Consider the following 24,108-nt stretch of genomic DNA (forward strand, 5'->3'; position numbering starts at 1 on the left):
TTTAAAAATTTGCTGTTTTTCAACAGTAGTTATGAAAGTGAAAATTCAAAAGTAAAAATTCAAAAAAGGGACACCCCTTTTGACTTTTACCTTTTGAATTTTGATTTTATACGTCGACCTCTTTATTAGCCAATTGTCCGCATGCTGCGTCAATATCTTTACCACGGCTTCTGCGCAGGCGCACATTCACGCGGTGTTTCTCAAGATACTGCATGAACTTGTCGGTAGTAGCTTCATCGGGTTTGGTGAATTGTGCGAGATCAATTGGATTGTACTCGATGATATTGATAAGATCTGCAGGCACCTGGCGATAGATCTTGATCAGCTCATCTGCATCTTGCAATGAGTCGTTAAAATTGTTGAACAGGATATATTCAAACGTGATCTCGTTACCGGTTTGCTGATAAAAATAATTCAGCGCATCAATCAATGATTTGATATTGTTGGTATCGTTGATCGGCATGATCTGGTGGCGCTTTTCATCATTCGCCGCGTGAAGCGATAAAGCAAGTTTAAAACGCACTTTGTCATCACCCAGCTGCCTGATCATTTTTGCAACACCCGCAGTCGAAACGGTAATGCGGCGTGGGCTCATGCCGAGACCATCTTCCGCAGAAATTCTTTCAATCGCTTTCAGCACGTTTTTATAGTTCAGCAAAGGTTCGCCCATGCCCATAAAAACGATATTGCTTAGCTTTTTGCCATGTACACGTTCTGCCTGCTGGTTGATCAGAACAACCTCGTCATATATTTCGTCGTAAGACAAATTACGCTTGCGGTCCATGTAGCCCGTAGCGCAGAATTTGCAACTTAGTGAACAACCAATTTGTGAAGATACACAGGCGGTTTGCCTGTTTTCTGTAGGAATCAAAACGCCTTCCACCAAATGACCGTCAGTAGTTCTGAAACGGCTTTTTACGGTGCCATCGGCGCTGTATTGTGTCGCGTCAACTGTCAATGCCGGTAAAGAAAAGTGCTCAGAAAGTTTCGCACGAAGCTCTTTACTCAGGTTTGTCATTGCATCGAAAGTGTGTGCGTGTTTAAGCCAAATCCACTCGTAAACTTGTTTTGCCCTGAACTTTTTCTCCCCCAATTCCTCAAAATACTGCGTCAATTCATCCTGCGATAAATGACGAATATTCTTCTTGTCTGTGTTTAACATCGTGCAAAGGTACGATAAAAGGGGCGGAGGGTCAAGGAGATATTTGCCACCGATGTGTAACTTTTGAAAGGGTTATATTTGCCAAAACATTCATTCCTTTACGCATATGGATTTGAGTTCCAATAATTTATCCGAACGAATTGCCACTTTGTTAAAAACTGCCAGAAATCGGGTGGCTTCAGTCGTTAACCAAACTATGGTGTTTGCTTATTACGAGATTGGGCGAATGATCGTGGAAGAAGAACAGCATGGAAGAGAACGTGCAGATTACGGAAAACAGTTGCTTGTAGAATTGTCTGTAAAGCTGACCAAAGAATTTGGTAAGGGTTTTTCTGCAAGCAATTTGAAGCACATGCGTCAGTTTTATTTGGTCTATTCAATTCGACAAACACTGTCTGTCGAATTTCAAAACGATAAAAATCAATCATTTACAAATGAATTCTCGATTAGACAGACAGTGCCTGGCGAATTGGAAAGTGAAAAAGGTCAGACGCTGTCTGACCAACCGCAAAAAGCAGAGACACCGTCTGCGCAATTCAAATTAAGCTGGTCTCATTACCTAAAGCTCATGAGAATTAACAATGAAAAGGAAAGGCAATTCTATGAAATAGAATCATTTAAGAATAATTGGAGTTTGCGGGAGCTCGAACGACAATACGATTCAGCATAGACTCTTAAGGTGTTTTGTATTGATCGATTTAAAAATAGGAGAATTAAAACATCAGGATATCGGCCAAATGCAGATGTACGTGAACTACTACGATAGAGAAATTAAGCTGAAAGATGAAAACAAGACAATAGGAATAATTCTTTGTCAAAACAAGAGTGAGGCTGTGGTTCAATACACATTGCCAGAAAACAACGAACAAATTTTTGCTAGCAAATACCTCACAGTTTTGCCAAGCAAAGAATCTCTCAAGGAATTGATTGAAAATAATATTGACTAAGAGCTAAAAATTACCCTCTTCCGATAAATGAAACCAGTTTACATAATCGACGCAGTTCGGACCCCAATAGGCAAATATGGCGGCATTTTAGCAAATGTGAGAGCAGATGATATGCTGGCACACACCATCAAAGAATTGATGAAACGCCAGTCAAATGTTCCCTTACAGGCCATTGAAGACGTAATTGCCGGCGATGCCAACCAGGCAGGAGAAGATTGCCGCGATGTGGCGAGAATGGCTGTTTTGCTGGCTGGTTTTCCCGTATCAGTAGGAGGCAACACAGTGAACAGGCTTTGCGGCTCAGGCATGCAGGCCATTATGGATGCAGCCCGTGCCATCATGTGCAATGAAGGAGACATTTATATTGCGGGAGGCGTGGAAAGCATGACCAGGGCGCCATTCATTTTATCAAAAGGAGAAGGCTCATGGAACAGAGCGCAGGAAATGCACGACTCAACCATCGGATGGCGCTTTACCAATAAAAAGCTGGCTGAAATGTATTACCCCTATAACATGGGCGAAACAGCAGAAAATGTGGCGCAGCGATGGAGCATCTCAAGGGAAGAGCAAGACCTTTTTGCCTACGCTTCGCAAATAAAATACGAGAAAGCTTTGGCCGCCGGTAAATGGGAAGATGAGATCATCGGCGTAGATATTTCAACATCCCGCAAGCCGGAAATAGTTTGTAAAGATGAACCGCCAAGATCAACCACTTTAGAAAGATTGGCAGCATTAAAACCTGCTTTTGTAAAAAACGGAACCGTAACAGTAGGCAACTCCTCTTCAATAAATGATGGCGCTTCGGCCTTGTTATTGGCGAGTGAGGAGGCCGTGGAAGCCTTCCGGTTGAGGCCAATGGCAAAAATTGTTTCCATGGCCATCGCAGGCGTTGACCCTTCAGTAATGGGTATTGCGCCCGTTCCTGCAACCCAGAAGGCTTTACAACGTGCCAATCTTACGATTAAGGACATTAACATCGCGGAAATGAATGAGGCTTTTGCTTCGCAAAGTATTGCCTGCATGCGTGAACTGAACCTTGATCAAAGCATTGTAAATGTAAACGGCGGCGCCATTGCTTTAGGAAATCCGTTAGGTACAAGCGGCGCAAGAATTGTTACGACGTTGGTGCATGAAATGTTTCGATCACAGCTTCGTTACGGACTAGCTTCTGCTTGCGTGGGAGTAGGGCAGGGCACAGCGATGATCGTGGAACGCGTGTGAGAGAAAGAACGCAGATTTTCATGATCGTCATGATTTGTGATGATTTTATTTTGGATAGAAAAGGCTGGATGCTATATCTCCTGTTTTGACGAAATACTTATAAAAAGAAAAGACTTCAAAAATAATCGAAGTCTTTTCTTTTTATAAAAAATCATGTCAATCATGACGATCATGAAAATCTGCCTGCCCGACTAGTCATTCAGGCGGGCGTTCCAATTCTCAAAACCCAAAGTTCAGCAACTCATCAAAACTTATCGTTTGTTGCTCACCCGTAGATAGGTTCTTAATGTTCACTTTCTTTTCTTCAAGTTCTTTGCTGCCCAATATCACGATGTAAGGAATTACTTTCTTCTCGGCATATTTGAATTGTTTGTCAAACTTGCTGTTCTCATGGAAGAGCTCGCTGCGAATGCCTTTGCTGCGTAGTTGCTGCGCCAGTTGAAAGGCTGCATTGCTCTCAGCTTCTCCAAGGTTAAAAAACAAAACCTGTGTTCCGGTATGAACATCGGAAGGAAATAAGTTTAGCTCCTCCATTACGTCATAAATTCTATCCACACCAAAGCTGATGCCCACTCCAGGAACATTTGGAACACCAAACAAACCTGTCAGGTCATCGTATCTTCCGCCGCCGCCGATGCTACCCATGTTGGCACCAATGGCTTTGATTTCGAAAATAATACCGGTATAATAATTCAAACCACGTGCAAGCGTAAAGTCAGTCACGATTTGGCTTGTAGCGGATGTTAAGCGACTATTCGAAAGCAAATAGTTGATTTCATTCAAACCTGCTTTTCCTGTTTCATTATCACCAATCAGTTTTGATAGAGCTTCAATCTTTTCTTCATTGGAGCCTGCAATGTTAAGGTATTGCTCTATCGTGCTGATCTGCTCAGCATTCAAACCGCGTTGTTGCAGTTCTTCTTTAACTTTTTCAATACCAATTTTATCAAGCTTATCAATAGCGATGGTAATGTCGAGCATTTTATCTGCACCGCCGCAAATTTCTGCCAATGCCGCCAAAACCTTTCTGCTGTTGATTCTTATTTCAACAGGGATATTCAGTTTCTCAAAAGCACTTGCATAAATATTGGTTAGCTCAACTTCATTCAACAAACTTTTACTTCCCACCACATCTGCATCGCATTGATAAAACTCACGGTAGCGGCCACGTTGTGGGCGATCAGCTCTCCACACCGGTTGTATTTGGTAACGCTTGAAAGGCATTGGCAATAGAGAATAATTCATTGCCACATATCTTGCAAAAGGAATGGTTAAGTCATAACGCAAAGCACGTTCAGTAAGATTTTTGTCATTCTTGCCCAACAAAACATTTTCAAAAGCCGCTTTGGCTTTGTCAATATTTTTCGAATCGCTCAAGCCGTTATTCAATATTTTGAAAATGAGTTTATCTCCCTCTTCACCATATTTTCCCATCAATGTTTCAAGGTTTTCCATTGCCGGCGTTTCCAGCGGTTGAAATCCATATAGTTCAAATATGCTGCGAATTGTATTAAAAATGTAATTGCGTTTACGAACTACTTCCGCACTAAAATCTCTTGTTCCCTGCGGTAAAGAAGGCTTACTCATTGAAGTTTATTTGTGTATTCTTTCTAATTATTAAAGTCTTGTTGTTATTGCTGTGTACGATGTACGAAGTGCGTTGTACGAAAGTGTTTCGGTTGTGTCATTGTAATGAATTTCGTACATCGTACATCGTACTCCGTACATCTCACGTCTCACCCCTTATGCCTTTCCACAATCACCTCACACGCTTCCTCTATCAATGCATATACTTTGTGATATCCTGGTTCTGTTCCATACCAGGGATCAGGCACGTCCATATTTTTTCCCGGATACAATTCGTTCAACAATAATTCTACTTTGCTTTCATCGAATTTATTTTTTGCAATGCGTCGCATATCATCCACTACATCTTCCGCCATTGCATATATTTTGTCGAACTTGTCGAAATCGTCTGCTACAAATTTTCTTGAACGTTGTGCACTGATATCAACGCCATTCATCAACGCTACTTTTTGCGACAATGGATGAGGCGCTTCTCCAACATGATAGCCATTTGTGCCGGCGCTATCAACATGCCAATCCAGTCCCGCGCTCGCTGCTTTGTCTTGTAAAATTCCTTCCGCTAATGGGCTCCGGCAAATATTGCCCAGACATACCATCAAGATATTCATGGGCGCAAAGATAGGAAAACGCCTAACGCTAAATGCCTAACGCTTAACGCTGGTCCCCGAATGATTGAATAACTGAATAGACTGAATAGACTGAATGATTTATAAATGCCAAGCCCCTTCGACCTTCAACTACTCAGTTATTCAGTCCATTCAGTTTATTCAGTTATTCAATTTTGAGAAATGTTTATGGAATCTTTTCGTCCCCGCATCTCATTATTAAGAACACAGCGCTGGTTTGTACAAAACGAATTTTCCCAAGTAAAACATACTATTATGAATGCTAATTCAATTTTACACAGTGATGTGCTTGACATACTATTTGAAAACCGTAACAAACAATATGGCGCATACACATTAAGGAAAGAGTACAATAAAAGACTGATGACTGCGATAGGAGGGATGTTTTCTCTGGTGGCGATTGTTGTGGGGTGTTTGTCTTTTAAGGCGAAGGAAAAACCTGCTGTATTTATTGCAGAAGGGCCGGTTGTAACTCTTGCAGCAGATCCAACTCCGCCTCCTCAAAAAAAGGACCCTGTTATACCAAAACTAAAACCCAAAATGGATGCCGGAGCGCTTAAACAAAATATTGCTACAATCCAGAATACGGCGCCGGTAATAACAGAAAGTGAGACGACTGTGCCGCCCGTTGAGGCAATGGAAAACAAAGCAATAGGTACCGAAACAAAAGAAGGTAATGCCTCTGATGGTACTGTCCAACCGCAAGGTAATGGTAGCGGAACGGGACCGGGAACAGGAAGCGACAATGCTACAACGCCGCCTGCGGAAGATAATACCATCTACAAAAGCGTTGAGATGATGCCCGAGTTTCCTGGTGGCACAAGCGCCATGATACGTTTTCTCAAAAAGAATCTGCGTGAGATCACAAACGAAGAAGAGCGTACCATTAAAGTGCTCGTTCGCTTCATAGTCGACAAAACAGGTGTGGTAACAGGATTTGAGATAGTGGGTTCAGGCGGAGAGGAATATGATAAAGAGGTTTTAAGAGTGGTGAAAAAAATGCCGCATTGGAAACCGGGTTCTCAAAACGGCAACCCCGTAAATGTGTACATGACCTTGCCGGTTGTGTTTCAAACCGAACAGGAATAGTACTTTGAAATATGTGAGATATACTTTGGATGATGGATCAATAACCCCTATTTAAACCCTCAGCCATTGCGGGCAGCCGGCAAGTTCGTTGCCAGGCTGGCCGCATAGCTCTTTTTGGGACAAAAGCTGATATAGGTTTTCACAATAATATAACGTAGTTGCAGGACCAATCTTAACTGTTTGATTGCGTATTTTTTTAATATAATAAACCACAAAAATTCCCACGTAAAGGGATGGCACACAATAAAAAATGGTAAAATCTAAAGAAGGAAATATAAAATTGAAAAATGTAAAAGAGTTTAAAGAATTAGCGTTCGAAAAAGATATGTTTTTATTATCTTGCTCCATTCTATTTAAAAACGGGTCATATGGACGATAAGTTTCAGGAGCGAAAAGAAAAAAACTACAGTATAATGAGGTCCGTGAAGGATTACGGCATGGGCATCGTAATTCTGTGTTTTGGAATTTTTTTCGCGTTTTCAGACAAGCTCGGTTTTAAATTTGGAGTGGAACCCCTGCTAAAATATTTCTTTGCCGGATTGTGTATCGTTTACGGAGGATGGCGAATTTACCGTGGTTACCAAAAGAACTATTTCGAATGAGATCATATATTGCCTCTAGAAAAATAAAATTTATTTCAACCTGGGTTGTAGTTTTCTTCGTAAGTGTGCTTGCGGGTTGCAACAATGGTCAGCAAAAGCCTTTTGGGGATACTACCAATTCAGGAACAATTAACATAAGTGTTGACGAAAGCTTTAAACCGGTAATTGATTCTCAAATCAAAGTATTTGAGGCACTTAATAAAGATGCCAGAATAATAGCTCATTACAAGCCGGAAGCTGAGTGTCTGAAGGACCTGAATAATGACAGCGTAAGAATGGTTATTATTACAAGGGCATTGACAGACAAGGAGGTTGAACTATTGACCAATAAGGAAAAGTTCTCTCCTCTCCAGGGAAAGATTGCCTACGACGCAGTTGCGTTGATCGTAAACAACCAGGCAAAAGATTCCATCTTTGACATGACTGATGTAAGGTCCATTTTAAAGGGCACCAGTGGTTACAAGCTAAAACCGGTATTCGACGGCCTTTCTGCAACGAGCACAGTTCGTTATGCCATGGATTCCATTTTGCAGGGCCAGCCGATGGGCAAAAATGTTACGGCCGCCACAAGCAGCCTTGGAGTGATAGATTACGTATCTAATAATCCGGATGCGATTGGTTTTATAGGAGTTAGTTGGATCGGAAATCCGGAGGACACATCACAAATTAGTTTTTTGAAAAAAGTTAGAATTGCATCCATCCGTTGCGGTATTTGTCCACAGGAAACATATGTAAAACCTTACCAGGCGAATATTGCCATGAGACGCTATCCGTTGGTACGTGGTTTGTATTATGTGCTGAAAGAAAATTATGACGGCCTTGGAAACGGGTTCGCCAACTTCATGTTGTACGAAAAAGGGCAATTGATTTTCAGAAGAGCGTACTTATGGCCTGCGAAAATGCAGTTTATTGTACGGGATGCAGGGATGTAAAAAGTAGTTTTATATAAAAATCTATATTTAGTAAACCAGAAAAATAAACAATGAAGAAAATTACCTTAAGCATTGCAGTGGCAGCGGTTATGTCCGTTACTTCTTTGTTTGCGCAAAGTGTTGAGCAGGGAAAGAAATTTTATTACTACGAAAGGTTCAACAGCGCTAAGGCAGAATTTGAAAAAGCACTGGCTTCAAACCCTAACGATGTGATTGCTACCTATTGGTTGGGCCAAACATTGCTTGAATTAAAAGATACTGCAGGAGCGAAAGCCCTGTATCAAAAAGGCTTAACAACCAGCAACAATGCACCGGCAATGCTAGTGGGCATGGGGCAGATTGAGTTGAACGAAGGTAAAAAAGACGATGCTCGCCAACGTTTCGAGACTGCACTTAACCTTACTAAAAATAAAGACGTAAATATCATGGCAGCAATTGGCCATGCTATAGTAGATTCTAAAGCAGGAGATGCTCAGTTCGTAATCGAAAAACTGACTCCTGTTACTCAAGCTAAAGACTTCAAAAGCCCTGAAGTTTGGACAGTAATTGGTGATGCTTACCGCAAACTTGGAGATGGCGGAAGTGCCGTTCAGTCTTATCAAAAAGCATTGAACATCGATCCTAAATATGCAGGCGCTGAGTACAGAATTGCAAAACTGTACATGACACAAGGAAACAAAGACATATTCCTTCCTGCATTGGAGCAATCAGTGCAGATGGATCCAGGCTTTGCTCCGGCATATTATGAGTTGTACTACTACTGGTTCAATCGTGATATCAACAAAGCAAAAGATTTCTACGAAAAATTTATGGCAGTTTCTGATCCAAACCCGAACAATGATTACGAAAAAACAAGTATCATTTTCGCTTCAGGAAACTACGACAACGCGATTAGTACCGCTCAGGGATACATTACTTCTCAAGGTGACAAAGCGGATCCCCGTTATTACAAACTGATCGCTTACGCTTATGATGCGAAAAAAGATTCAGTAAACGCAAAAAGCTACCTGGATCAGTATTTCGCAAAACAAAAAGCGGAAAATTTCGTACCGAAAGACTATGCTTTCAAGGCAGAATTGTTGAGCAAATTCCCCGGAAACGAAACTCAGGCTCTTCAAGCTTATGAGCAGGCTATAGCTGCAGACACTTCTAAAACTGAAAAATTAGAATTGATGAATAGCGCGGCTGGTTTATCTAAAAGATTGGGCAACAGAGCAGAAGAAGCAAAATGGCTGGGACAGATCTATTACACAGATCCTAAGTCTACAAAAACCGACTTATACAACTACGGATATGCTTACTACCAGGCTAAAGTGTATGATTCGTCGGTAGCTATCTTTGGAAAATACAAAGAACTTTACCCTGAAGAAATCTATGGTTATTTGTGGTCAGCACGTTCATATGCAGCGATCGATACAACCATGGCAAACGGATTGGCAGTTCCTGACTATCAGAAATTTGTAGAAGTTGCTAAGAAAACAGATTCAGTAAAAATGAAGAGTTTGATCATTCAGTCTCTTTACTACCTGGCTTCTTATTCAAACGATATCAAGAAAGATAAAGATGCGGCAATCGGTTATTTGCAGCAAGTGGTAGCACTTGATCCAACCAATACTGATGCTACTCAGATCATCGAAAAATTGAAAAAACCGGCTAAACAACCCGCTGCAGCTCCTCAGAAAAAAGCAACAGGTAACTCCGGAACTTCTACCAAAAGCTCTGGTGGGCACACCGCCAAGTAGATAGATTATTATCTTCTTTCCATAAAACAAAGAAACTGTCCTCCGGGGCAGTTTTTTTGTTTTAAGAGTGTTGCTGAGTAAGTGTTTTCACTAGTTTTTTCTACCTGAAATCGGGTAAAAAACTTTTTCTACGGACGGGTTGATAATAATCAGCTAGAATATTTCACATTATTGAGGTTTATATCATTGGCTAACCTATTTTTGCGCTTTAAGCAATCTTCTCATTATGAACTTGTTCCTTTTGCAAGTAAGTACTCCGGTAGTTGCCAATACCTCTGCCAACTACATCCCTATTGCATTGCAACTAATATTCGCTGCTCTTTTTGTAGCGGGTACATTAGGTATCGCCAACATTCTGGGGCCAAGACGTAACACCAGCGATAAACTGGCTACGTTTGAAAGCGGTATTGAAAGTGTGGGAAACGCCCGTCAGCCAATGGCTATTAAATACTTCCTGGTTGCTATTCTCTTCGTGTTGTTTGACGTGGAAGTTATTTTCTTCTATCCTTATGCAGTAAATTTCAAGGAGCTTGGCTGGCCCGGTTTAGGTGCAGTTTTAATGTTTGTGGCCTTCTTTATCCTGGGCTTTATCTATATCATAAAAAAAGGAGCCCTCACCTGGGAAGATTAAGCAATAATTAGTGCCTGTTTGGTGTTAATTAGCTGGTTTTGAAATTACAACTAAAAGACAGTACAGCTGTTAGGCAACAGAGGTGCTTTAAAAAGGAAAATATTATGTCTCGTCCTGTATCGTTTAATGTGAAAAATGAAGGTGGTAAGCCTATAAACATAGTCGATGCCCCTGCCGGCTTTACCGGTGAAGGCTTCTTTACTACTAAATTGAGTGACGTTGTAGGTTTGGGAAGAAAAAATTCACTTTGGCCTTTACCATTCGCTACATCTTGTTGCGGAATCGAATTCATGGCGACCATGGCCTCTCATTATGATCTGGCTCGCTTTGGCGCTGAAAGAGTTGGATTCTCTCCCCGCCAGTGCGATTTATTGATGGTAATGGGAACGATTGCAAAAAAAATGGGACCTATCGTAAAACAGGTATACCTGCAAATGGCAGAGCCAAGATGGGTAATAGCAGTTGGTGCCTGCGCATGTTCCGGTGGTATATTTGACTCATACAGTGTATTGCAGGGCATCGATCAGATCATTCCTGTAGACGTGTACGTTCCCGGCTGTCCTCCAAGACCAGAAGCTATTTTAGATGGCTTTATGAAAGTGCAGGATCTGGTAGGGAATGAGAGTATCCGCCGCCGAAATAGCGACCAGTACAAGGCGTTGCTGAATGGATATGGCATTCAATAATTCAATTTGAAGATGTGGCAATTTGAAGATTTGAAAATGCCGTAGAAAGGATCTTGCCCCATTGATGACAGACAAGCTAAAGAATTATTAATAGAGAAAATGACAGATAAGAAATTTGCGATTTAAATGTTCAGGCATTTCCAAATTCCCAAATTTTCAAATTTTCAAATTAACTCATGGATCAAGATTATATAAAACAAAGGCTGATTGAGAAATTCGGAGAAGCTGTAACAGGTTTTGAATCACCGTATGGAATGTTGACTTTTGAAGCACCGAAAGAAATGAACCTGAAAGTGCTGCAATTCCTGTACGATGATGAGCATTTGAAATTCCGTTTTCTAACAGACCTCTGCGCTGTACATTATCCGGACAATAAAGGAAGAGAACTCGCTATTGTGTATCTGTTACACAACCTTGTTGATAATGTTCGTATCCGTTTCAAAGTATTTTCACCAATAAATGAAGCTGGAGCTGCTTATACTGCAGACATCTATACAGCAACAAAATTGTTTGAAGCAGCCAACTGGCTCGAAAGAGAAACTTTCGATTTCTTCGGCGTCAATTTCGTGGGCCATCCAAATCTTAAACGTATAATGAACGTAGAAGAAATGGACTACTACCCAATGCTTAAACAATACCCGCTGGAAGATCAATCCAGGGTAGATAAAGATGATGAGATGTTTGGACGCGGAGGAAGCGTAATTTGAAAATTTGAAAATGTGGCAATTTCCTGCCCGACGGAATTCAATCAGACCGATCATGAGACGGCAGGCGGGGAAAATGATTGTCCCATTACCCGATTTTCAAAAGACAAGGTAACATAAAATACAGGAGGTTTGACCTAATGAATTTTCAAATCTTCAAATTTTCAAATTGACTAATTGATTCTATGTCAGAATTGCAACATATAAAAGATCCGCACATTGTACTTCCGGATGGGTCCATAGAAAAGACGACTACAACGCTTAATCTTGGTCCTACGCACCCGGCTACGCACGGTGTATTCCAAAATATTTTGGAAGTAGATGGCGAACGCATTGTTTCTTCAGAGCAAACAGTTGGATATATCCACAGGGCTTTTGAGAAAATTGCAGAAAGACGTCCGCTTTACCAGATCACTCCACTGACAGACAGGCTCAACTATTGTTCTTCGCCCATCAACAACATGGGCTGGCACATGACAGTTGAGAAGCTGTTGGGCATTACACTTCCTAAGCGCGTGGAATACCTGCGCATCATCATCATGGAATTGGCCCGCATTTCTGATCACCTGATCTGTAACTCAATCGTGGGTGTTGACTCCGGAGCGTTTACTGGATTCCTTTACGTGATGCAATACCGTGAGTTGATCTATGAAATTTATGAAGAGGTTTGCGGATCACGTCTTACCACAAACATTGGCCGCATAGGCGGTTTCGAAAGAAACTTTAATGATATAGCTTTTGCCAAACTTGAGAAATTCCTTGCTGAATATCCGGCTGTGCTGAAGGAGTTTGAAAACCTTTTCAACCGCAACAGGATTTTCATGGAACGCTTGATTGGCGCGGGTCCTATTGGTGCAGACAGAGCATTGAACTACGGTTTTACTGGTCCTAATTTAAGAGCAGCCGGTGTTGACTACGACGTTCGCGTTCACTCACCATACAGCAGCTACGATGATTTTGAATTTGAAGTACCCGTTGGTTCAACAGGTGACTGCTACGATCGTTTCCTTGTGAGAAACCAGGAAATGTGGCAATCACTCAGAATTATCGAACAGGCTTACGCGAAAGTAAAAGCATTCAAAGGCAAAGATGCAGAAGTGTATCATGCTGATGTTCCTGAATTTTATCTTCCTAAAAAAGAAGACGTTTACACCAAAATGGAAGCGCTCATCTGGCACTTTAAGATAGTGATGGGTGAAACAGAAATTCCTAAAGGTGAAGTTTACCATAGTGTTGAAGGTGGAAACGGAGAGTTGGGATTCTATTTGATCAGTGATGGAGGAAGAACCCCATACCGCCTGCATTTCAGAAGACCTTGTTTCATTTATTACCAGGCCTATTCTGAATTGACAAGCGGAGGAATGTTATCAGACGCAGTTATCACAATGAGTTCATTGAACCTGATTGCAGGAGAGATGGATGCTTAGAAATTTGAGAAGGTGGTGATTTGAAAATTTGAAAATGAAAGTTGCAAATCACCCAAATGAATAAGTAGCATTCAATTATTAAAATTTTTGAGTTTGAAATGGAGAAAACCAGACTGTATTGGTCATTTTCAAATTTTCAAATCTTCAAATTTTCAAATTATACCATGTCACAGTTTTCAGAAGAAAGATTGGCGAAAGTAAAAGAGATCATTGCACGTTACCCGGACGGGAAACAGAAGAGTGCATTGCTGCCAGTGTTGCATTTGGCACAGGAGCAATTCGGCTGGCTCAGTTCAGAAACGATGGATTATGTTGCGGGCCTGTTGAAGATCGAACCAATTGAAGTGTATGAAGTGGCTACTTTCTACAGCATGTACAATTTAAAACCTGTTGGCAAATACATGTTTGAAGTTTGCCAAACCGGCCCTTGCATGGTGCGTGGAAGTGAGGACATCATTGAATATATCAAACAGAAGCTGGGAATTAAAGTAGGCGAAACAACCCCTGATGGTTTGTTTACGTTGAAAACAGTTGAATGTTTGGGAGCTTGTGGTTATGCGCCAATGATGCAGCTTGGAAAACATTATCGCGAACATCTCACAAAAGAAAAGGTAGACGCGATCATTGAAGAGTGCAGAAGAAACGCAGCTGCGAATAACTAAAGAAAACAGATGCATATGAAAAAATTACTCTTTGCTTTTTCGATCCTGGCGTTTGCCGCTTGTAACAGCAACACCGTTTCTGAGAAAACAACAGCAGAAGTAAAAGATTCAATTGCAAAGGACAATGTAACAGCGAAAGATGGCTCAGCAGAGGAAACAACCAAAGCTGCAACTACAGACACTATTCACAACGCAGCCAATTCGCTTGACATAGCAGGAACATACTCCGGAAAATTACCTTGCGCCGATTGCGAAGGAATTGAAGAAAGCCTGGAATTGAAAGCTGACAAAACATTTGTGATGACAGATGAATACCAGGGCAAAAAGAAACCGGTTACAAATACGACCAAAGGCAAATGGGAAGTGAGCGGTAACATGCTAACGCTTCAACCGGGGATGAAATACAAGGTGGAAGAAAATAAATTGAGACAGTTGGACATGAGTGGGAAAGAGATCACGGGGCCTTTGGCAGATATGTACGTATTGACAAAAAAATAGATCAGAACTATTAAAAAGCGCAAGCTTTACAGATATGGGAGTAAAACTATTATTAGACAAAGCACATGTAGAGGGAATTCGTTATTACGATGTTTACCGTCGCGAAGGTGGTTACCGTAGCGTGGAAAAGGCATTGAAAATGTCTCCCGCCGATATCGTGGAAGAAGTGAAGAAAAGCGGACTTCGTGGTCGTGGTGGTGCCGGTTTCCCTGCAGGTATGAAATGGAGCTTTATTGCCAAACCAGAAGGCGTTCCCCGTCACCTCGTGTGCAATGCAGATGAGAGTGAGCCTGGTACTTTCAAAGACAGGTACCTGATGGAGTTCCTTCCGCATCTTTTAATAGAAGGATTGATCGTAGCATCCTTTGCATTGGGTTCTAATGCAACTTACATATACATCCGTGGCGAATACGCGTGGATTCCGGATATTCTTGAACAAGCCATCAACGAAGCGAAAGCAAACGGTTGGTTGGGAAAAAATATCCAGGGTAGTGGTTTTGATTGTGAAATTTATGTACAACGCGGTGCCGGCGCTTACATCTGCGGTGAAGAAACTGCATTGATCGAGAGCCTGGAAGGTAAACGCGGTAACCCACGCATTAAGCCTCCGTTCCCTGCCGTGAAAGGTGTGTGGGACAGACCAACAGTGGTGAACAACGTTGAGACGCTGGCAGCTGTGGTGCCAGTCATCAACATGGGTGGTGAAGAGTATTCGAAAATTGGTGTTGGTAAATCAACCGGAACAAAATTGATCTCTGCCTGCGGTAATATCAACAAACCTGGTGTCTACGAAATCGACATGACCATCAGTGTGGAAGAATTTGTATACAGCGATGAATATTGCGGTGGCATTCCAAACGGAAAAAGATTAAAAGCTTGTATTCCTGGCGGATCTTCGGTTCCTATTTTGCCTGCTAACCTGTTGTTCAAAACAGCGAAGGGCGAACAAAGAATGATGAATTACGAAAGCCTTAGCGACGGTGGTTTTGCTACCGGTTCGATGATGGGCTCCGGTGGATTCATCGTACTGGACGAAGATCAGTGCGTGGTAAAACATACATTGACGTTGGCTCGCTTCTATCGTCATGAAAGCTGCGGACAGTGCTCTCCATGCCGCGAAGGAACTGGCTGGATGGAAAAAATTCTTAAGAACATAGAGACCGGCAAAGGCAAAATGACTGACATCGACCTTCTCTGGGACATCCAAAGAAAGATCGAAGGCAACACCATCTGCCCACTCGGCGATGCTGCCGCTTGGCCTGTGGCGGCTGCGATAAGACATTTCAGAGACGAATTCGAGTGGCACGTAAACAATCCGGAGCTTTGCCTCACGCAAAACTTTGGTTTGGCACATTATGCAGATGCACGCGAGGTTGTAGCTTAACTGTTTCACGCGACGAGAGAAAAGAAAAAATAAAAAAGTAAAAAGAAAAAGGGTTGCAGAGTATCGATCGACCTTATGATATAAAGAGGAGGTGTTATCTTTTTTCGAAAGAGCTCTTGTTGTTCATTTCGACACAGAGGTATCAAAGAATTTATCACTCGATATTTGATCAACTGTTGAGAAGTGGAACTTCAATCGGAGCAAATGTGGTAGAAGGAGGAGTGGGAAGCTCGAAAAAAGACGTAATCAATTTCTATCATATTGCGCTGAAATCTGCAAATGAAACAAAATACTGGTTGTGTTTAATTAGAGACACAATCAAATGTGAACAAGAGAAAGTTGCAGGATTGTTATCAGAAGCAAATGAAATATCTAAAATCATTGCTTCAAGTTTAATTCAAATGAAAAAAGTGTAAATAAAGTAAAACAATGAAAACTGAGCCACTTTGAAGTCTTAGAGTTTGAGCTGGTTTTTATTTTTTATTTTTTATTTTTTAATTATGGCTGAAGAACAAAAACTTTTTAAGGTTACAATTGACAACATCACTGTGGAAGTGGAGCCGGGGACTACAATCCTGAATGCTGCACGTAAAATTGGCGGTGATGTGGCACCCCCTGCCATGTGCTATTACAGCAAATTGAAAGGCAGTGGTGGTAAATGCCGTACTTGCCTTGTAGAAGTAGCTGCGGGTTCTACTGCGGACCCAAGGCCAATGCCTAAACTCGTTGCAAGCTGTCGCACCACTGTAATGGATGGTATGATCGTAAAGAACATTACCAGCGAAAGAGTGATCGATGCGCGTGCCGGTGTGGTAGAGTTCCTGTTGCTGAACCATCCGCTGGATTGCCCTATCTGCGACCAGGCCGGTGAATGTCACTTGCAGGACTTAAGCTACGAGCACGGAAAAGCAGGCACCCGTTATGAGTTTTCAAGAAGAACATTTGAAAAACATGACTTGGGTCCGTACATCCAACTGCACATGACCCGTTGTATTCTGTGCTACCGTTGTGTGTTCACGGCTGATCAACTAACGAACAAACGTGTTCATGGTGTACTCGACAGAGGCGACCATGCTGAAATAGCCACTTACATTGAGAAAGCATTGGACAACGACTTCATCGGAAACGTGATCGACGTTTGTCCGGTGGGAGCGTTGACAGATAAAACTTTCCGCTTTAAAAACCGTGTTTGGTTCACTAAACCGGTAGATGCACATTGCGGTTGCGATAAGTGTAGCGGAAAAGTAACTTTGTGGATGCGTGGTGACGAAGTATTCCGTGTAACTGCACGTAAAGATGAGTGGGGTGAAGTAGAAGAGTGGATCTGTAATACCTGTCGTTTCGAAAGAAAGAAAGTAAGCGACTGGACAATTGAAGGCCCAACCGAAGTGAGCCGTCACTCCGTAATTTCGCAAGGACATTATGTAGGCATAACAAAACCGGCTGAAACAATCGATAAAGTAATGGGAAGAAAACCACAACTGTTAATGGACATCCATACGGTAAGTGGCGTAAACGATCCCAATGTGGATTTGAGTGAAATAGAAGGTCCGGCACATTCAGATGATTTTAAAAAGCAGTAGGGGCGAATTGCATTCGCCCTGTTTAACCTGGATGGTTAACAGCGACAACTTTATAAGAGGGCAAATTCAATTTGCCCCTACTAAATAAAAGATTATGGTACTCTTATCTTTCGATTGGTTTTTAATTATTGAAAAAGCGATACTTATTTCTATCGTGATTGTTGCGTCGCTTGTAATTGCGATGTATGAAACATGGGGCGAAAGAAAGGTCGCGGCGTTTATCCAGGATCGTATTGGTCCGGATAGAGCAGGCTTTGGAGGTATTTTGCAACCGCTGGCCGATGGTATGAAACTCTTCATGAAAGAAGAGATCATTCCGAATTCTTCCAACAAGTTCCTGTTTGTAATGGGACCCGGTCTCGCGATGTTAACGGCTATGATGACCAGCGCGGTTATTCCATGGGGCGGACATCTTGAAATAATGGGCAGAACGGTGCCTTTGCAAATTGCTGACATTAACATCGGTATTTTGTATGTGTTTGGTGTGGTGAGTTTGGGAGTTTACGGTGTTATGATCGGTGGATGGGCAAGTAATAACAAATTCTCATTGATGGCTGCATTACGCGGCGCATCTCAAATGATCTCTTATGAATTGGCAATGGGTCTTTCATTGATCGCATTGTTGATGTTGACAGGCACTTTGAGCCTGAGAACAATCGTAGAGCAACAATCTACCGGTCACTGGAACATCTGGTACCAACCGCTGGGTTTTATCATATTCTTTGTATGCGCTTTGGCTGAATGTAACCGTACGCCATTTGACTTACCTGAAGCGGAGAGCGAATTGAACTTTGGTTATCACCAGGAGTATTCATCAATGAAGCTTGGTTTTTATCTATTCGCAGAATACGTGAACATGTTCATCAGTTGCGTTATCATGGCGACTTTGTTCTTTGGTGGTTATGACATTCCGTTTGTGAATGATGCTCATTTGTATGAAATATGGGGCAACTGGGCGGCATTGGCGCAAGTGGTTATGTTGATGGCTAAAGTGATTTTCGGCATATTCGTATTTATGTGGATCCGTTGGACAGTTCCACGCTTCCGTTATGACCAATTGATGAATTTGGGCTGGAAAGGTCTTATTCCATTAGCTTTGGCAAACATGGTGATTACAGCGGTTGTAGCACTATTAAAGTACAACAACTGGCATTTTTAACTTAAAAAAATATATTTGCGCAACATTACCGTTGCGTATGAAATTATAGATCATGCAATCATTAACTAACAGGGTAAAGCCGGTTGATCGTAAGCCAATGACATTTCTGGAGAAAATCTATCTCTGGGAAATTGCCAAAGGCATGATGATTACCATAAAGCACTTTTTTAGAAGAAAGCCTACAATTAAATACCCTGAAGAAAAAAGGGAATTCAGCTCTGTGTTTCGCGGTCTGCACATTTTAAACAGAGATGAACAAGGCCGTGAAAGATGTACAGCCTGCGGACTTTGCGCCGTTGCCTGTCCCGCAGAAGCTATCACCATGGAAGCTGCTGAGAGAAAAAAAGGCGAGGAGCATTTATACAGGGAAGAAAAATATGCAGCACGTTACGAGATTAACATGTTGCGCTGCATTTTCTGTGGACTTTGCGAAGAGGCGTGCCCTAAAGATGCTATCTATTTGAGCCAAACCTTCACACCATCGAATCTTACGAGAGCACAGTTTATATATAAGAAAGATGATCTTTTGATTCCAGATCCCAATAAAGATCCTGAGCTATATGCAAAGGCGTTGGGTGATAGGAAGAAACCACAATAATTTGAAAATTTGGGAATTTGAGAATTTGAAAATGAGAGAGTGTAACCCCAAAATTTTTAAAATGACAGTTCTTGATTTTTAGATTTGAATAATACGAAAATTAAAGAATTGAATTTTTGAGGAATGATGAACCATCCATTTTCAAATTTTCAAATTCACAAATTTTCAAATTGAACAATATGAATATTTCGCAAATATTATTTTGGATTTTAACGGTGCTGGCCCTGGGAAGTGCACTGGGAGTTGTGCTTAGCAAAAACCCTGTTTATAGTGTGCTTTGCCTGATCGTTACCTTCTTCGCCATCTCCGGCCATTACATTCTATTAAATGCGCAGTTTCTCGCTATTGTAAACATCATCGTGTATGCTGGAGCCATTATGGTGTTGTTCCTCTTCGTGATCATGTTGATGAATCTCAATGCAGAGGTTGAACCACAAAAAAGTAAAATATTAAAGTTCGCAGGTTTTATAGCAGGCCTATGTTTGTTCCTTGTTATAGTTGCGGCTCTTAAAAATGCCGAAGCTAAAACGCAAGCCGCACAATTGGCCAGCGGTGATATCGGGTTGATAAAAAACCTGGGTACTGCTTTGTTTAATGACTATGTACTTCCTTTTGAAATAAGCAGTGTGCTATTCCTGAGCGCCATGGTGGGAGCGGTTGTGATTGGAAAGAAAGAGTAAGCAATTTGAAAATGTGGGAATTTGAAAACGAGGGAGGGAACGCAGATTTTCAAGATTCTCATGATTATTAAGGTTAAATTTTTTGAATAAATAAAATTTGAATTGGAAAATGGAATGAGATGTTTATGAACAGATGATTGTTTTAAAGATCATAACAAATCATCAAAATCATGAAAATCTGCGTTCTGCTGTTTTCAAATTATCTAATTAATAACATGCCGATAAATTATTACATCATCACAGCTATTGCATTGTTCTGTATTGGAATTACGGGAGTGTTGACTCGTCGCAATGCGATTATCATTTTCATGTGTATTGAGATAATGCTGAACGCGGTGAACCTGTTGCTGGTGGCATTTTCAAAAATGTTTCACATGGCATACCTGGCAGATCCTGCGAAAGCGGCGACATCTGGTATCGACGGACAATTGTTTGTATTTTTTATCATGGTGGTTGCTGCAGCAGAAGTAAGTGTAGGATTGGCGATTATAGTGATGATGTACAGGAATACGCATTCTGTAGACGTTAATTTCTTAAACAGACTTAAAAATTAAAAAGTAAAAAGTAAAAGTCAAAATACACTTTTGGGTGCTGCTTTTTTGAATTTTTGCTTTTGAATTTTTACCTATATTATGAACTTAATTTACTTAGTACCACTATTTCCGCTCGTAGGATTTTTGTTAAATGGTTTGTGTAGAAACTATCTAAACAAATCATTAGTGGGCATCATTGGCAGTGGCAGTATACTGGCGTCTTTCATTGTGAGCCTTATTGTGTTCTTTGACGTGAAAGCGGGACACACTGGCGTTGTGAGCTACTTTGAATTTATCAATCTTGGAAAATTTGCCATACCGTTTGCATTCCAGGTTGACCAGCTTTCTTCGTTATTCCTTCTGATTATCACGGGCGTTGGTTTCCTCATCCATGTGTACTCAACTTCTTACATGCATGAAGAAGAGAACCAGCACTTCGCAAGATATTTCGCTTACCTCAATCTGTTCGTGTTCTCCATGCTTTTGTTGGTATTAGGAGCAAACTATGTGATCATGTTCATTGGTTGGGAAGGCGTAGGTTTATGCTCTTATTTGCTGATCGGTTATTGGTTCAAGAGCATTCCTTATACAAATGCTGCGAACAAAGCATTCATCATGAACCGTATTGGTGACCTTGGTTTCTTGATCGCGATCTTCTGGATCATTTCCCGGGTAGATTCGGTAAACTATTCAGATGTTTTTACACACCTGGATAAGTTCAGCACAACCGATCTGGTAGTCATAACATTGTTGTTGTTCGTTGGTGCTACGGGTAAAAGTGCACAGATTCCTTTATACACGTGGTTGCCAGATGCGATGGCGGGTCCTACCCCCGTATCTGCACTGATCCACGCCGCAACGATGGTTACAGCAGGTATCTACATGATCGCTCGTAGTAACATATTGTATTCTCACGCTCATGTTACCATGCATATAGTTGCAGTTATTGGCCTGGCAACTGCCGTATTTGCTGCAACAATCGCATTAAAGCAAAACGATATTAAAAAAGTATTGGCTTATTCAACTGTAAGTCAGTTAGGTTATATGTTCCTTGCCCTTGGTGTAGGCGCTTACACTGGTGCAGTTTTTCACGTAATGACGCACGCTTTCTTCAAAGCATTGTTGTTCCTTGGGTCCGGTAGTGTGATTCACGCAATGGGCGGCGAACAGGATATTCGTAAAATGGGTGGTTTGGGAAAATACATGCCTGTAACGCATATCACATTCCTGATCGGTTGTTTGGCAATTGCCGGTATTCCCGGATTCTCAGGATTTTTCTCAAAAGATGAAATACTGGCACATACGTTTAGTGAAAGCCCGTTGATGTATTGCATTGGATTGTTTGGTGCATTGCTTACAGCGTTCTATATGTTCCGCTTGTATGCGACCACATTCAAAGGCGCTTTCCGCGGAACGCACGACCAGGAGCATCACTTGCACGAAAGCCCGGCCGCGATCACCATTCCATTGATCATTCTGGCAGTACTGGCATTTGCAGGAGGCTATGTTGGTATTCCTGAATTTATTAAACCAGATGCACACGCATTAGAGCATTTTCTTTCTCCAATATTCGATGAGTCAACGAAGTTATTGGCTCACAAACCATTGGAGCACAATACGGAGTGGATGCTGACTGGTATCTCTACTTTACTGATCGTTATCGTTGTTGTTGTAGCGTGGTCAAAATTTGCGAAGAAACCGGAGGTGGAAGAACCTCAGGGCTTCGGAAAAGTATTGGCCAACAAATGGTACATCGATGAATTATATGATGCCATTATTGTAAAGCCGGTGTATGGCTTGGGCAGATTCTGCAACAATGTATTGGAGAAACTGGTTGACTGGATCGTGAACGGAGTAGGAAGAAGCGTGCAGTACGGCAGCCGCCAATTGCGTTTGCTGCAAAGCGGACAAGTTGGAAGCTACGTGTTGTTCATGATTATTGGTATTGTGTTGTTCTTTGTAATGCAGTTCTTCTTTAAAAAGTAGAAACAATTTGAAAATGTGGTGATTTGAAAATTTGAAAATGGTTATTAAGCTCGACGCGTTGAGTTAAAAAAGGAAGTCCGAACGTCAGAATTTTCAAATCTTCAAATTTTCAAATCGATAATTAATTACCTGTTTGAATTTGAAAATATAATTATGGTTCCTGTATTATTATTACTCATTCCTTTATTTAGCGGGCTTGCACTGTTTGCAGTGAAGAACGAAAATAGTGTGAAGACGCTGGCGTTGCTATCAAGTATTGTAACGTTAGTGATGGCGCTATATGGCATGACATGTGCTAATGGAAGCGAATATCTAATCGTAAATAAAGAATGGCTTCCGGCATTGAACAGCCGTTTCCATATGGAAGTAGATGGAATGGGTAAAGTATTGACTTTACTTACCGCATTGTCTTTCCCAATCGTTTTTGCAGCAACCTCAGGCAATCGCTATGAAGATTCAAACAGATTCTATGCGCTGATGCTTTTGACCCAGGCCGGTTTGATGGGCGTGTTCATGGCCATGGACGCATTGTTGTTCTACTTCTTCTGGGAGCTGGCCTTGATCCCGGTTTACTTCCTTTGTTCACACTGGGGCGGCGAAAAAAGAATACAGGTTACCTTCAAATTCTTTGTTTACACATTTGTGGGTTCTCTATTAATGCTTACTGCATTGATCTATTTATACTTCCATGCAGGTCAGAGCTTCGATATAAAAGCATTCTACAACATCAAACTAACTTCTTCCAAAGATGCGCTGATGTTCTGGTTAATGTTTGTTGCATTTGCTATCAAAATGCCTTTGGTTCCTTTCCATACATGGCAGCCTGATACATACGAACAATCACCAACTGCGGTTACAATGATCCTGAGTGGCGTGATGGTGAAAATGGGCGTGTTCGGTGTGATCCGCTGGGTGGCTCCGGTATTGCCAATAAGTTTTTATCAATATGGTGATACCATCACTTGGATGGCCATCATCGGTATGATATACGCATCTCTTGTTGCAATGCAACAGGATGATTTGAAACGTTTGGTGGCTTACTCATCTATCGCACACATCGGCTTGATGGTTGTTGCATTGTTTGCAACTACAAAAAGCGGTATGCAGGGTGTAATGATCCAAATGTTTAACCACGGTATCAACATCATAGGCATGTGGATAGTGGTTAATGCAATAGAGCAGAAATTCGGAACAAGAAAAATGTCTCAACTGGGAGGAATTGCTCAAAAAGCACCCGGCCTTGCAATACTATTGGTAATTGTTGCTTTTGCAAATATCGCACTACCTCTTACAAACGCATTTGTGGGTGAGTTCATGATGTTTAATGGCGTTTTTGGGTCGACTGTTACCAGCTTCAACGTTGTGTTTACTGTGTGTGCAGCACTCACAATCATTCTTGCGGCTGTCTATACATTGAAGATGCTGCAGAAAGTTTTATTCGGTGAAGCAAGTTCTGTTACGGCTCAGACAACAGACATCAGTTTCTCTGTAAAGGCTTCCTTGGTGATTATTGTTGGAGCGATATTGTTATTCGGAGTATATCCAAAACCAATGCTTGGTGTGACCAGTGAATTGGTAGATGTGCTGCTGAATAGAATGACACTGACAATGGGTAAGTAAAAAATTAAAAAGTAAAAGTAAAAAGTAAAAATCGAGAGCTGACATCAAA

At 41.5% G+C, this 24,108-nt stretch carries 25 protein-coding genes; 22 read left to right on the forward strand and 3 right to left on the reverse strand.

The window, feature by feature from the left end; genetic code table 11:
- Positions 1-106: 106 nt before the first annotated feature.
- On the reverse strand, positions 107-1,162 hold the full coding sequence (rlmN, locus tag KTO63_RS21920) for a 23S rRNA (adenine(2503)-C(2))-methyltransferase RlmN (RefSeq protein WP_217794102.1): 1,056 nt from the start codon (positions 1,160-1,162) through the stop codon (positions 107-109).
- Positions 1,163-1,268: 106 nt separating this feature from the next.
- On the opposite strand from rlmN, the gene KTO63_RS21925 reads away from it, so the two are divergent.
- From KTO63_RS21925 to KTO63_RS21935, 3 genes are read left to right on the forward strand one after another with little or no spacing between them, the layout of a single operon-like run.
- Positions 1,269-1,832, forward strand: coding sequence for a DUF1016 N-terminal domain-containing protein (locus KTO63_RS21925; RefSeq protein ID WP_217794103.1), 564 nt, complete (start codon positions 1,269-1,271; stop codon positions 1,830-1,832).
- A gap of 19 nt (positions 1,833-1,851) precedes the next feature.
- Positions 1,852-2,109, forward strand: a complete 258-nt coding sequence (locus KTO63_RS21930; RefSeq protein WP_217794104.1) for a PDDEXK nuclease domain-containing protein — start codon at positions 1,852-1,854, stop codon at positions 2,107-2,109.
- Positions 2,110-2,136: 27 nt separating this feature from the next.
- Complete coding sequence (locus tag KTO63_RS21935; protein WP_217794105.1) at positions 2,137-3,330, forward strand: thiolase family protein; 1,194 nt, start codon at positions 2,137-2,139, stop codon at positions 3,328-3,330.
- Positions 3,331-3,549: 219 nt separating this feature from the next.
- On the opposite strand, the gene hisS is transcribed toward KTO63_RS21935, so the two are convergent.
- The gene (gene hisS / locus KTO63_RS21940; RefSeq protein WP_217794106.1) at positions 3,550-4,917 is read right to left on the reverse strand and encodes a histidine--tRNA ligase; all 1,368 of its coding nucleotides are present in this window, start codon (positions 4,915-4,917) and stop codon (positions 3,550-3,552) included.
- Between the two features lie 149 nt (positions 4,918-5,066).
- Positions 5,067-5,525: a low molecular weight protein-tyrosine-phosphatase gene (locus tag KTO63_RS21945; RefSeq protein ID WP_232373287.1), complete on the reverse strand. Its 459-nt coding sequence runs from the start codon at positions 5,523-5,525 to the stop codon at positions 5,067-5,069.
- Between the two features lie 273 nt (positions 5,526-5,798).
- On the opposite strand from KTO63_RS21945, the gene KTO63_RS21950 reads away from it, so the two are divergent.
- From KTO63_RS21950 to KTO63_RS22040, 19 genes are all read left to right on the forward strand, one after another.
- A complete protein-coding gene (locus tag KTO63_RS21950) occupies positions 5,799-6,632 on the forward strand; it encodes an energy transducer TonB (RefSeq protein WP_217794107.1) in 834 nt (277 codons plus the stop codon).
- A gap of 368 nt (positions 6,633-7,000) precedes the next feature.
- Complete coding sequence (locus KTO63_RS21955; protein WP_217794108.1) at positions 7,001-7,234, forward strand: hypothetical protein; 234 nt, start codon at positions 7,001-7,003, stop codon at positions 7,232-7,234.
- Positions 7,231-8,166, forward strand: coding sequence for a PstS family phosphate ABC transporter substrate-binding protein (locus KTO63_RS21960; RefSeq protein ID WP_217794109.1), 936 nt, complete (start codon positions 7,231-7,233; stop codon positions 8,164-8,166). The genes KTO63_RS21955 and KTO63_RS21960 overlap by 4 nt, the downstream gene beginning before the upstream one ends.
- A 50-nt stretch (positions 8,167-8,216) precedes the next feature.
- A complete protein-coding gene (locus tag KTO63_RS21965; protein WP_217794110.1) occupies positions 8,217-9,908 on the forward strand; it encodes a tetratricopeptide repeat protein in 1,692 nt (563 codons plus the stop codon).
- A 226-nt stretch (positions 9,909-10,134) separates the two neighbouring features.
- Positions 10,135-10,539, forward strand: coding sequence for an NADH-quinone oxidoreductase subunit A (locus KTO63_RS21970; protein ID WP_217794111.1), 405 nt, complete (start codon positions 10,135-10,137; stop codon positions 10,537-10,539).
- A 104-nt stretch (positions 10,540-10,643) separates the two neighbouring features.
- A complete protein-coding gene (locus tag KTO63_RS21975; RefSeq protein WP_217794112.1) occupies positions 10,644-11,225 on the forward strand; it encodes an NADH-quinone oxidoreductase subunit B in 582 nt (193 codons plus the stop codon).
- Between the two features lie 176 nt (positions 11,226-11,401).
- Positions 11,402-11,932: an NADH-quinone oxidoreductase subunit C gene (locus KTO63_RS21980; protein WP_217794113.1), complete on the forward strand. Its 531-nt coding sequence runs from the start codon at positions 11,402-11,404 to the stop codon at positions 11,930-11,932.
- Between the two features lie 182 nt (positions 11,933-12,114).
- On the forward strand, positions 12,115-13,356 hold the full coding sequence (locus KTO63_RS21985; RefSeq protein WP_217794114.1) for an NADH-quinone oxidoreductase subunit D: 1,242 nt from the start codon (positions 12,115-12,117) through the stop codon (positions 13,354-13,356).
- Between the two features lie 164 nt (positions 13,357-13,520).
- Positions 13,521-14,018, forward strand: coding sequence for an NADH-quinone oxidoreductase subunit NuoE (gene nuoE, locus KTO63_RS21990; protein ID WP_217794115.1), 498 nt, complete (start codon positions 13,521-13,523; stop codon positions 14,016-14,018).
- A gap of 15 nt (positions 14,019-14,033) precedes the next feature.
- Positions 14,034-14,516 carry a copper resistance protein NlpE gene (locus KTO63_RS21995; RefSeq protein WP_217794116.1) on the forward strand — a complete coding sequence of 161 codons (483 nt, stop codon included), beginning with the start codon at positions 14,034-14,036 and terminating at the stop codon, positions 14,514-14,516.
- 34 nt (positions 14,517-14,550) lie between these two features.
- Positions 14,551-15,900: an NADH-quinone oxidoreductase subunit NuoF gene (gene nuoF, locus KTO63_RS22000; RefSeq protein WP_217794117.1), complete on the forward strand. Its 1,350-nt coding sequence runs from the start codon at positions 14,551-14,553 to the stop codon at positions 15,898-15,900.
- Between the two features lie 53 nt (positions 15,901-15,953).
- Entirely contained in the window at positions 15,954-16,316 is a 363-nt protein-coding gene (locus KTO63_RS22005) for a four helix bundle protein (protein WP_217794118.1), read from the forward strand.
- A gap of 84 nt (positions 16,317-16,400) precedes the next feature.
- Complete coding sequence (locus KTO63_RS22010; RefSeq protein WP_217794119.1) at positions 16,401-17,483, forward strand: 2Fe-2S iron-sulfur cluster-binding protein; 1,083 nt, start codon at positions 16,401-16,403, stop codon at positions 17,481-17,483.
- 94 nt (positions 17,484-17,577) lie between these two features.
- Positions 17,578-18,642 (forward strand): NADH-quinone oxidoreductase subunit NuoH, encoded by a 1,065-nt coding sequence (nuoH, locus tag KTO63_RS22015; RefSeq protein WP_217794120.1) that lies wholly within the window; start codon positions 17,578-17,580, stop codon positions 18,640-18,642.
- Between the two features lie 52 nt (positions 18,643-18,694).
- Positions 18,695-19,240 carry an NADH-quinone oxidoreductase subunit NuoI gene (nuoI, locus tag KTO63_RS22020; protein ID WP_217794121.1) on the forward strand — a complete coding sequence of 182 codons (546 nt, stop codon included), beginning with the start codon at positions 18,695-18,697 and terminating at the stop codon, positions 19,238-19,240.
- A 179-nt stretch (positions 19,241-19,419) separates the two neighbouring features.
- Positions 19,420-19,920 carry an NADH-quinone oxidoreductase subunit J family protein gene (locus KTO63_RS22025; RefSeq protein WP_217794122.1) on the forward strand — a complete coding sequence of 167 codons (501 nt, stop codon included), beginning with the start codon at positions 19,420-19,422 and terminating at the stop codon, positions 19,918-19,920.
- 170 nt (positions 19,921-20,090) lie between these two features.
- Positions 20,091-20,474: an NADH-quinone oxidoreductase subunit NuoK gene (gene nuoK, locus KTO63_RS22030; protein ID WP_449580029.1), complete on the forward strand. Its 384-nt coding sequence runs from the start codon at positions 20,091-20,093 to the stop codon at positions 20,472-20,474.
- Positions 20,475-20,552: 78 nt separating this feature from the next.
- Positions 20,553-22,439: an NADH-quinone oxidoreductase subunit L gene (gene nuoL / locus KTO63_RS22035; protein ID WP_217794123.1), complete on the forward strand. Its 1,887-nt coding sequence runs from the start codon at positions 20,553-20,555 to the stop codon at positions 22,437-22,439.
- A gap of 153 nt (positions 22,440-22,592) precedes the next feature.
- Positions 22,593-24,059: a complex I subunit 4 family protein gene (locus tag KTO63_RS22040; RefSeq protein WP_217794124.1), complete on the forward strand. Its 1,467-nt coding sequence runs from the start codon at positions 22,593-22,595 to the stop codon at positions 24,057-24,059.
- Positions 24,060-24,108: the final 49 nt, after the last annotated feature.

Origin of the sequence: Pinibacter aurantiacus, from assembly GCF_019130065.1 — a bacterium.
Classification (GTDB): Bacteria; Bacteroidota; Bacteroidia; order Chitinophagales; family Chitinophagaceae; genus Pinibacter; species Pinibacter aurantiacus.

Coding starts and splice junctions, on each gene's coding strand:
- rlmN (WP_217794102.1), bottom strand. CDS start 1,162: ATGTTAAACACAGACAAGAAGAATATTCGTCATTTATCGCAGGATGAA.
- KTO63_RS21925 (WP_217794103.1), top strand. CDS start 1,269: ATGGATTTGAGTTCCAATAATTTATCCGAACGAATTGCCACTTTGTTA.
- KTO63_RS21935 (WP_217794105.1), top strand. CDS start 2,137: ATGAAACCAGTTTACATAATCGACGCAGTTCGGACCCCAATAGGCAAA.
- hisS (WP_217794106.1), bottom strand. CDS start 4,917: ATGAGTAAGCCTTCTTTACCGCAGGGAACAAGAGATTTTAGTGCGGAA.
- KTO63_RS21945 (WP_232373287.1), bottom strand. CDS start 5,525: ATGAATATCTTGATGGTATGTCTGGGCAATATTTGCCGGAGCCCATTA.
- KTO63_RS21950 (WP_217794107.1), top strand. CDS start 5,799: ATGAATGCTAATTCAATTTTACACAGTGATGTGCTTGACATACTATTT.
- KTO63_RS21955 (WP_217794108.1), top strand. CDS start 7,001: ATGGACGATAAGTTTCAGGAGCGAAAAGAAAAAAACTACAGTATAATG.
- KTO63_RS21960 (WP_217794109.1), top strand. CDS start 7,231: ATGAGATCATATATTGCCTCTAGAAAAATAAAATTTATTTCAACCTGG.
- KTO63_RS21965 (WP_217794110.1), top strand. CDS start 8,217: ATGAAGAAAATTACCTTAAGCATTGCAGTGGCAGCGGTTATGTCCGTT.
- KTO63_RS21970 (WP_217794111.1), top strand. CDS start 10,135: ATGAACTTGTTCCTTTTGCAAGTAAGTACTCCGGTAGTTGCCAATACC.
- KTO63_RS21975 (WP_217794112.1), top strand. CDS start 10,644: ATGTCTCGTCCTGTATCGTTTAATGTGAAAAATGAAGGTGGTAAGCCT.
- KTO63_RS21980 (WP_217794113.1), top strand. CDS start 11,402: ATGGATCAAGATTATATAAAACAAAGGCTGATTGAGAAATTCGGAGAA.
- KTO63_RS21985 (WP_217794114.1), top strand. CDS start 12,115: ATGTCAGAATTGCAACATATAAAAGATCCGCACATTGTACTTCCGGAT.
- nuoE (WP_217794115.1), top strand. CDS start 13,521: ATGTCACAGTTTTCAGAAGAAAGATTGGCGAAAGTAAAAGAGATCATT.
- KTO63_RS21995 (WP_217794116.1), top strand. CDS start 14,034: ATGAAAAAATTACTCTTTGCTTTTTCGATCCTGGCGTTTGCCGCTTGT.
- nuoF (WP_217794117.1), top strand. CDS start 14,551: ATGGGAGTAAAACTATTATTAGACAAAGCACATGTAGAGGGAATTCGT.
- KTO63_RS22010 (WP_217794119.1), top strand. CDS start 16,401: ATGGCTGAAGAACAAAAACTTTTTAAGGTTACAATTGACAACATCACT.
- nuoH (WP_217794120.1), top strand. CDS start 17,578: ATGGTACTCTTATCTTTCGATTGGTTTTTAATTATTGAAAAAGCGATA.
- nuoI (WP_217794121.1), top strand. CDS start 18,695: ATGCAATCATTAACTAACAGGGTAAAGCCGGTTGATCGTAAGCCAATG.
- KTO63_RS22025 (WP_217794122.1), top strand. CDS start 19,420: ATGAATATTTCGCAAATATTATTTTGGATTTTAACGGTGCTGGCCCTG.
- nuoK (WP_449580029.1), top strand. CDS start 20,091: ATGAAAATCTGCGTTCTGCTGTTTTCAAATTATCTAATTAATAACATG.
- nuoL (WP_217794123.1), top strand. CDS start 20,553: ATGAACTTAATTTACTTAGTACCACTATTTCCGCTCGTAGGATTTTTG.
- KTO63_RS22040 (WP_217794124.1), top strand. CDS start 22,593: ATGGTTCCTGTATTATTATTACTCATTCCTTTATTTAGCGGGCTTGCA.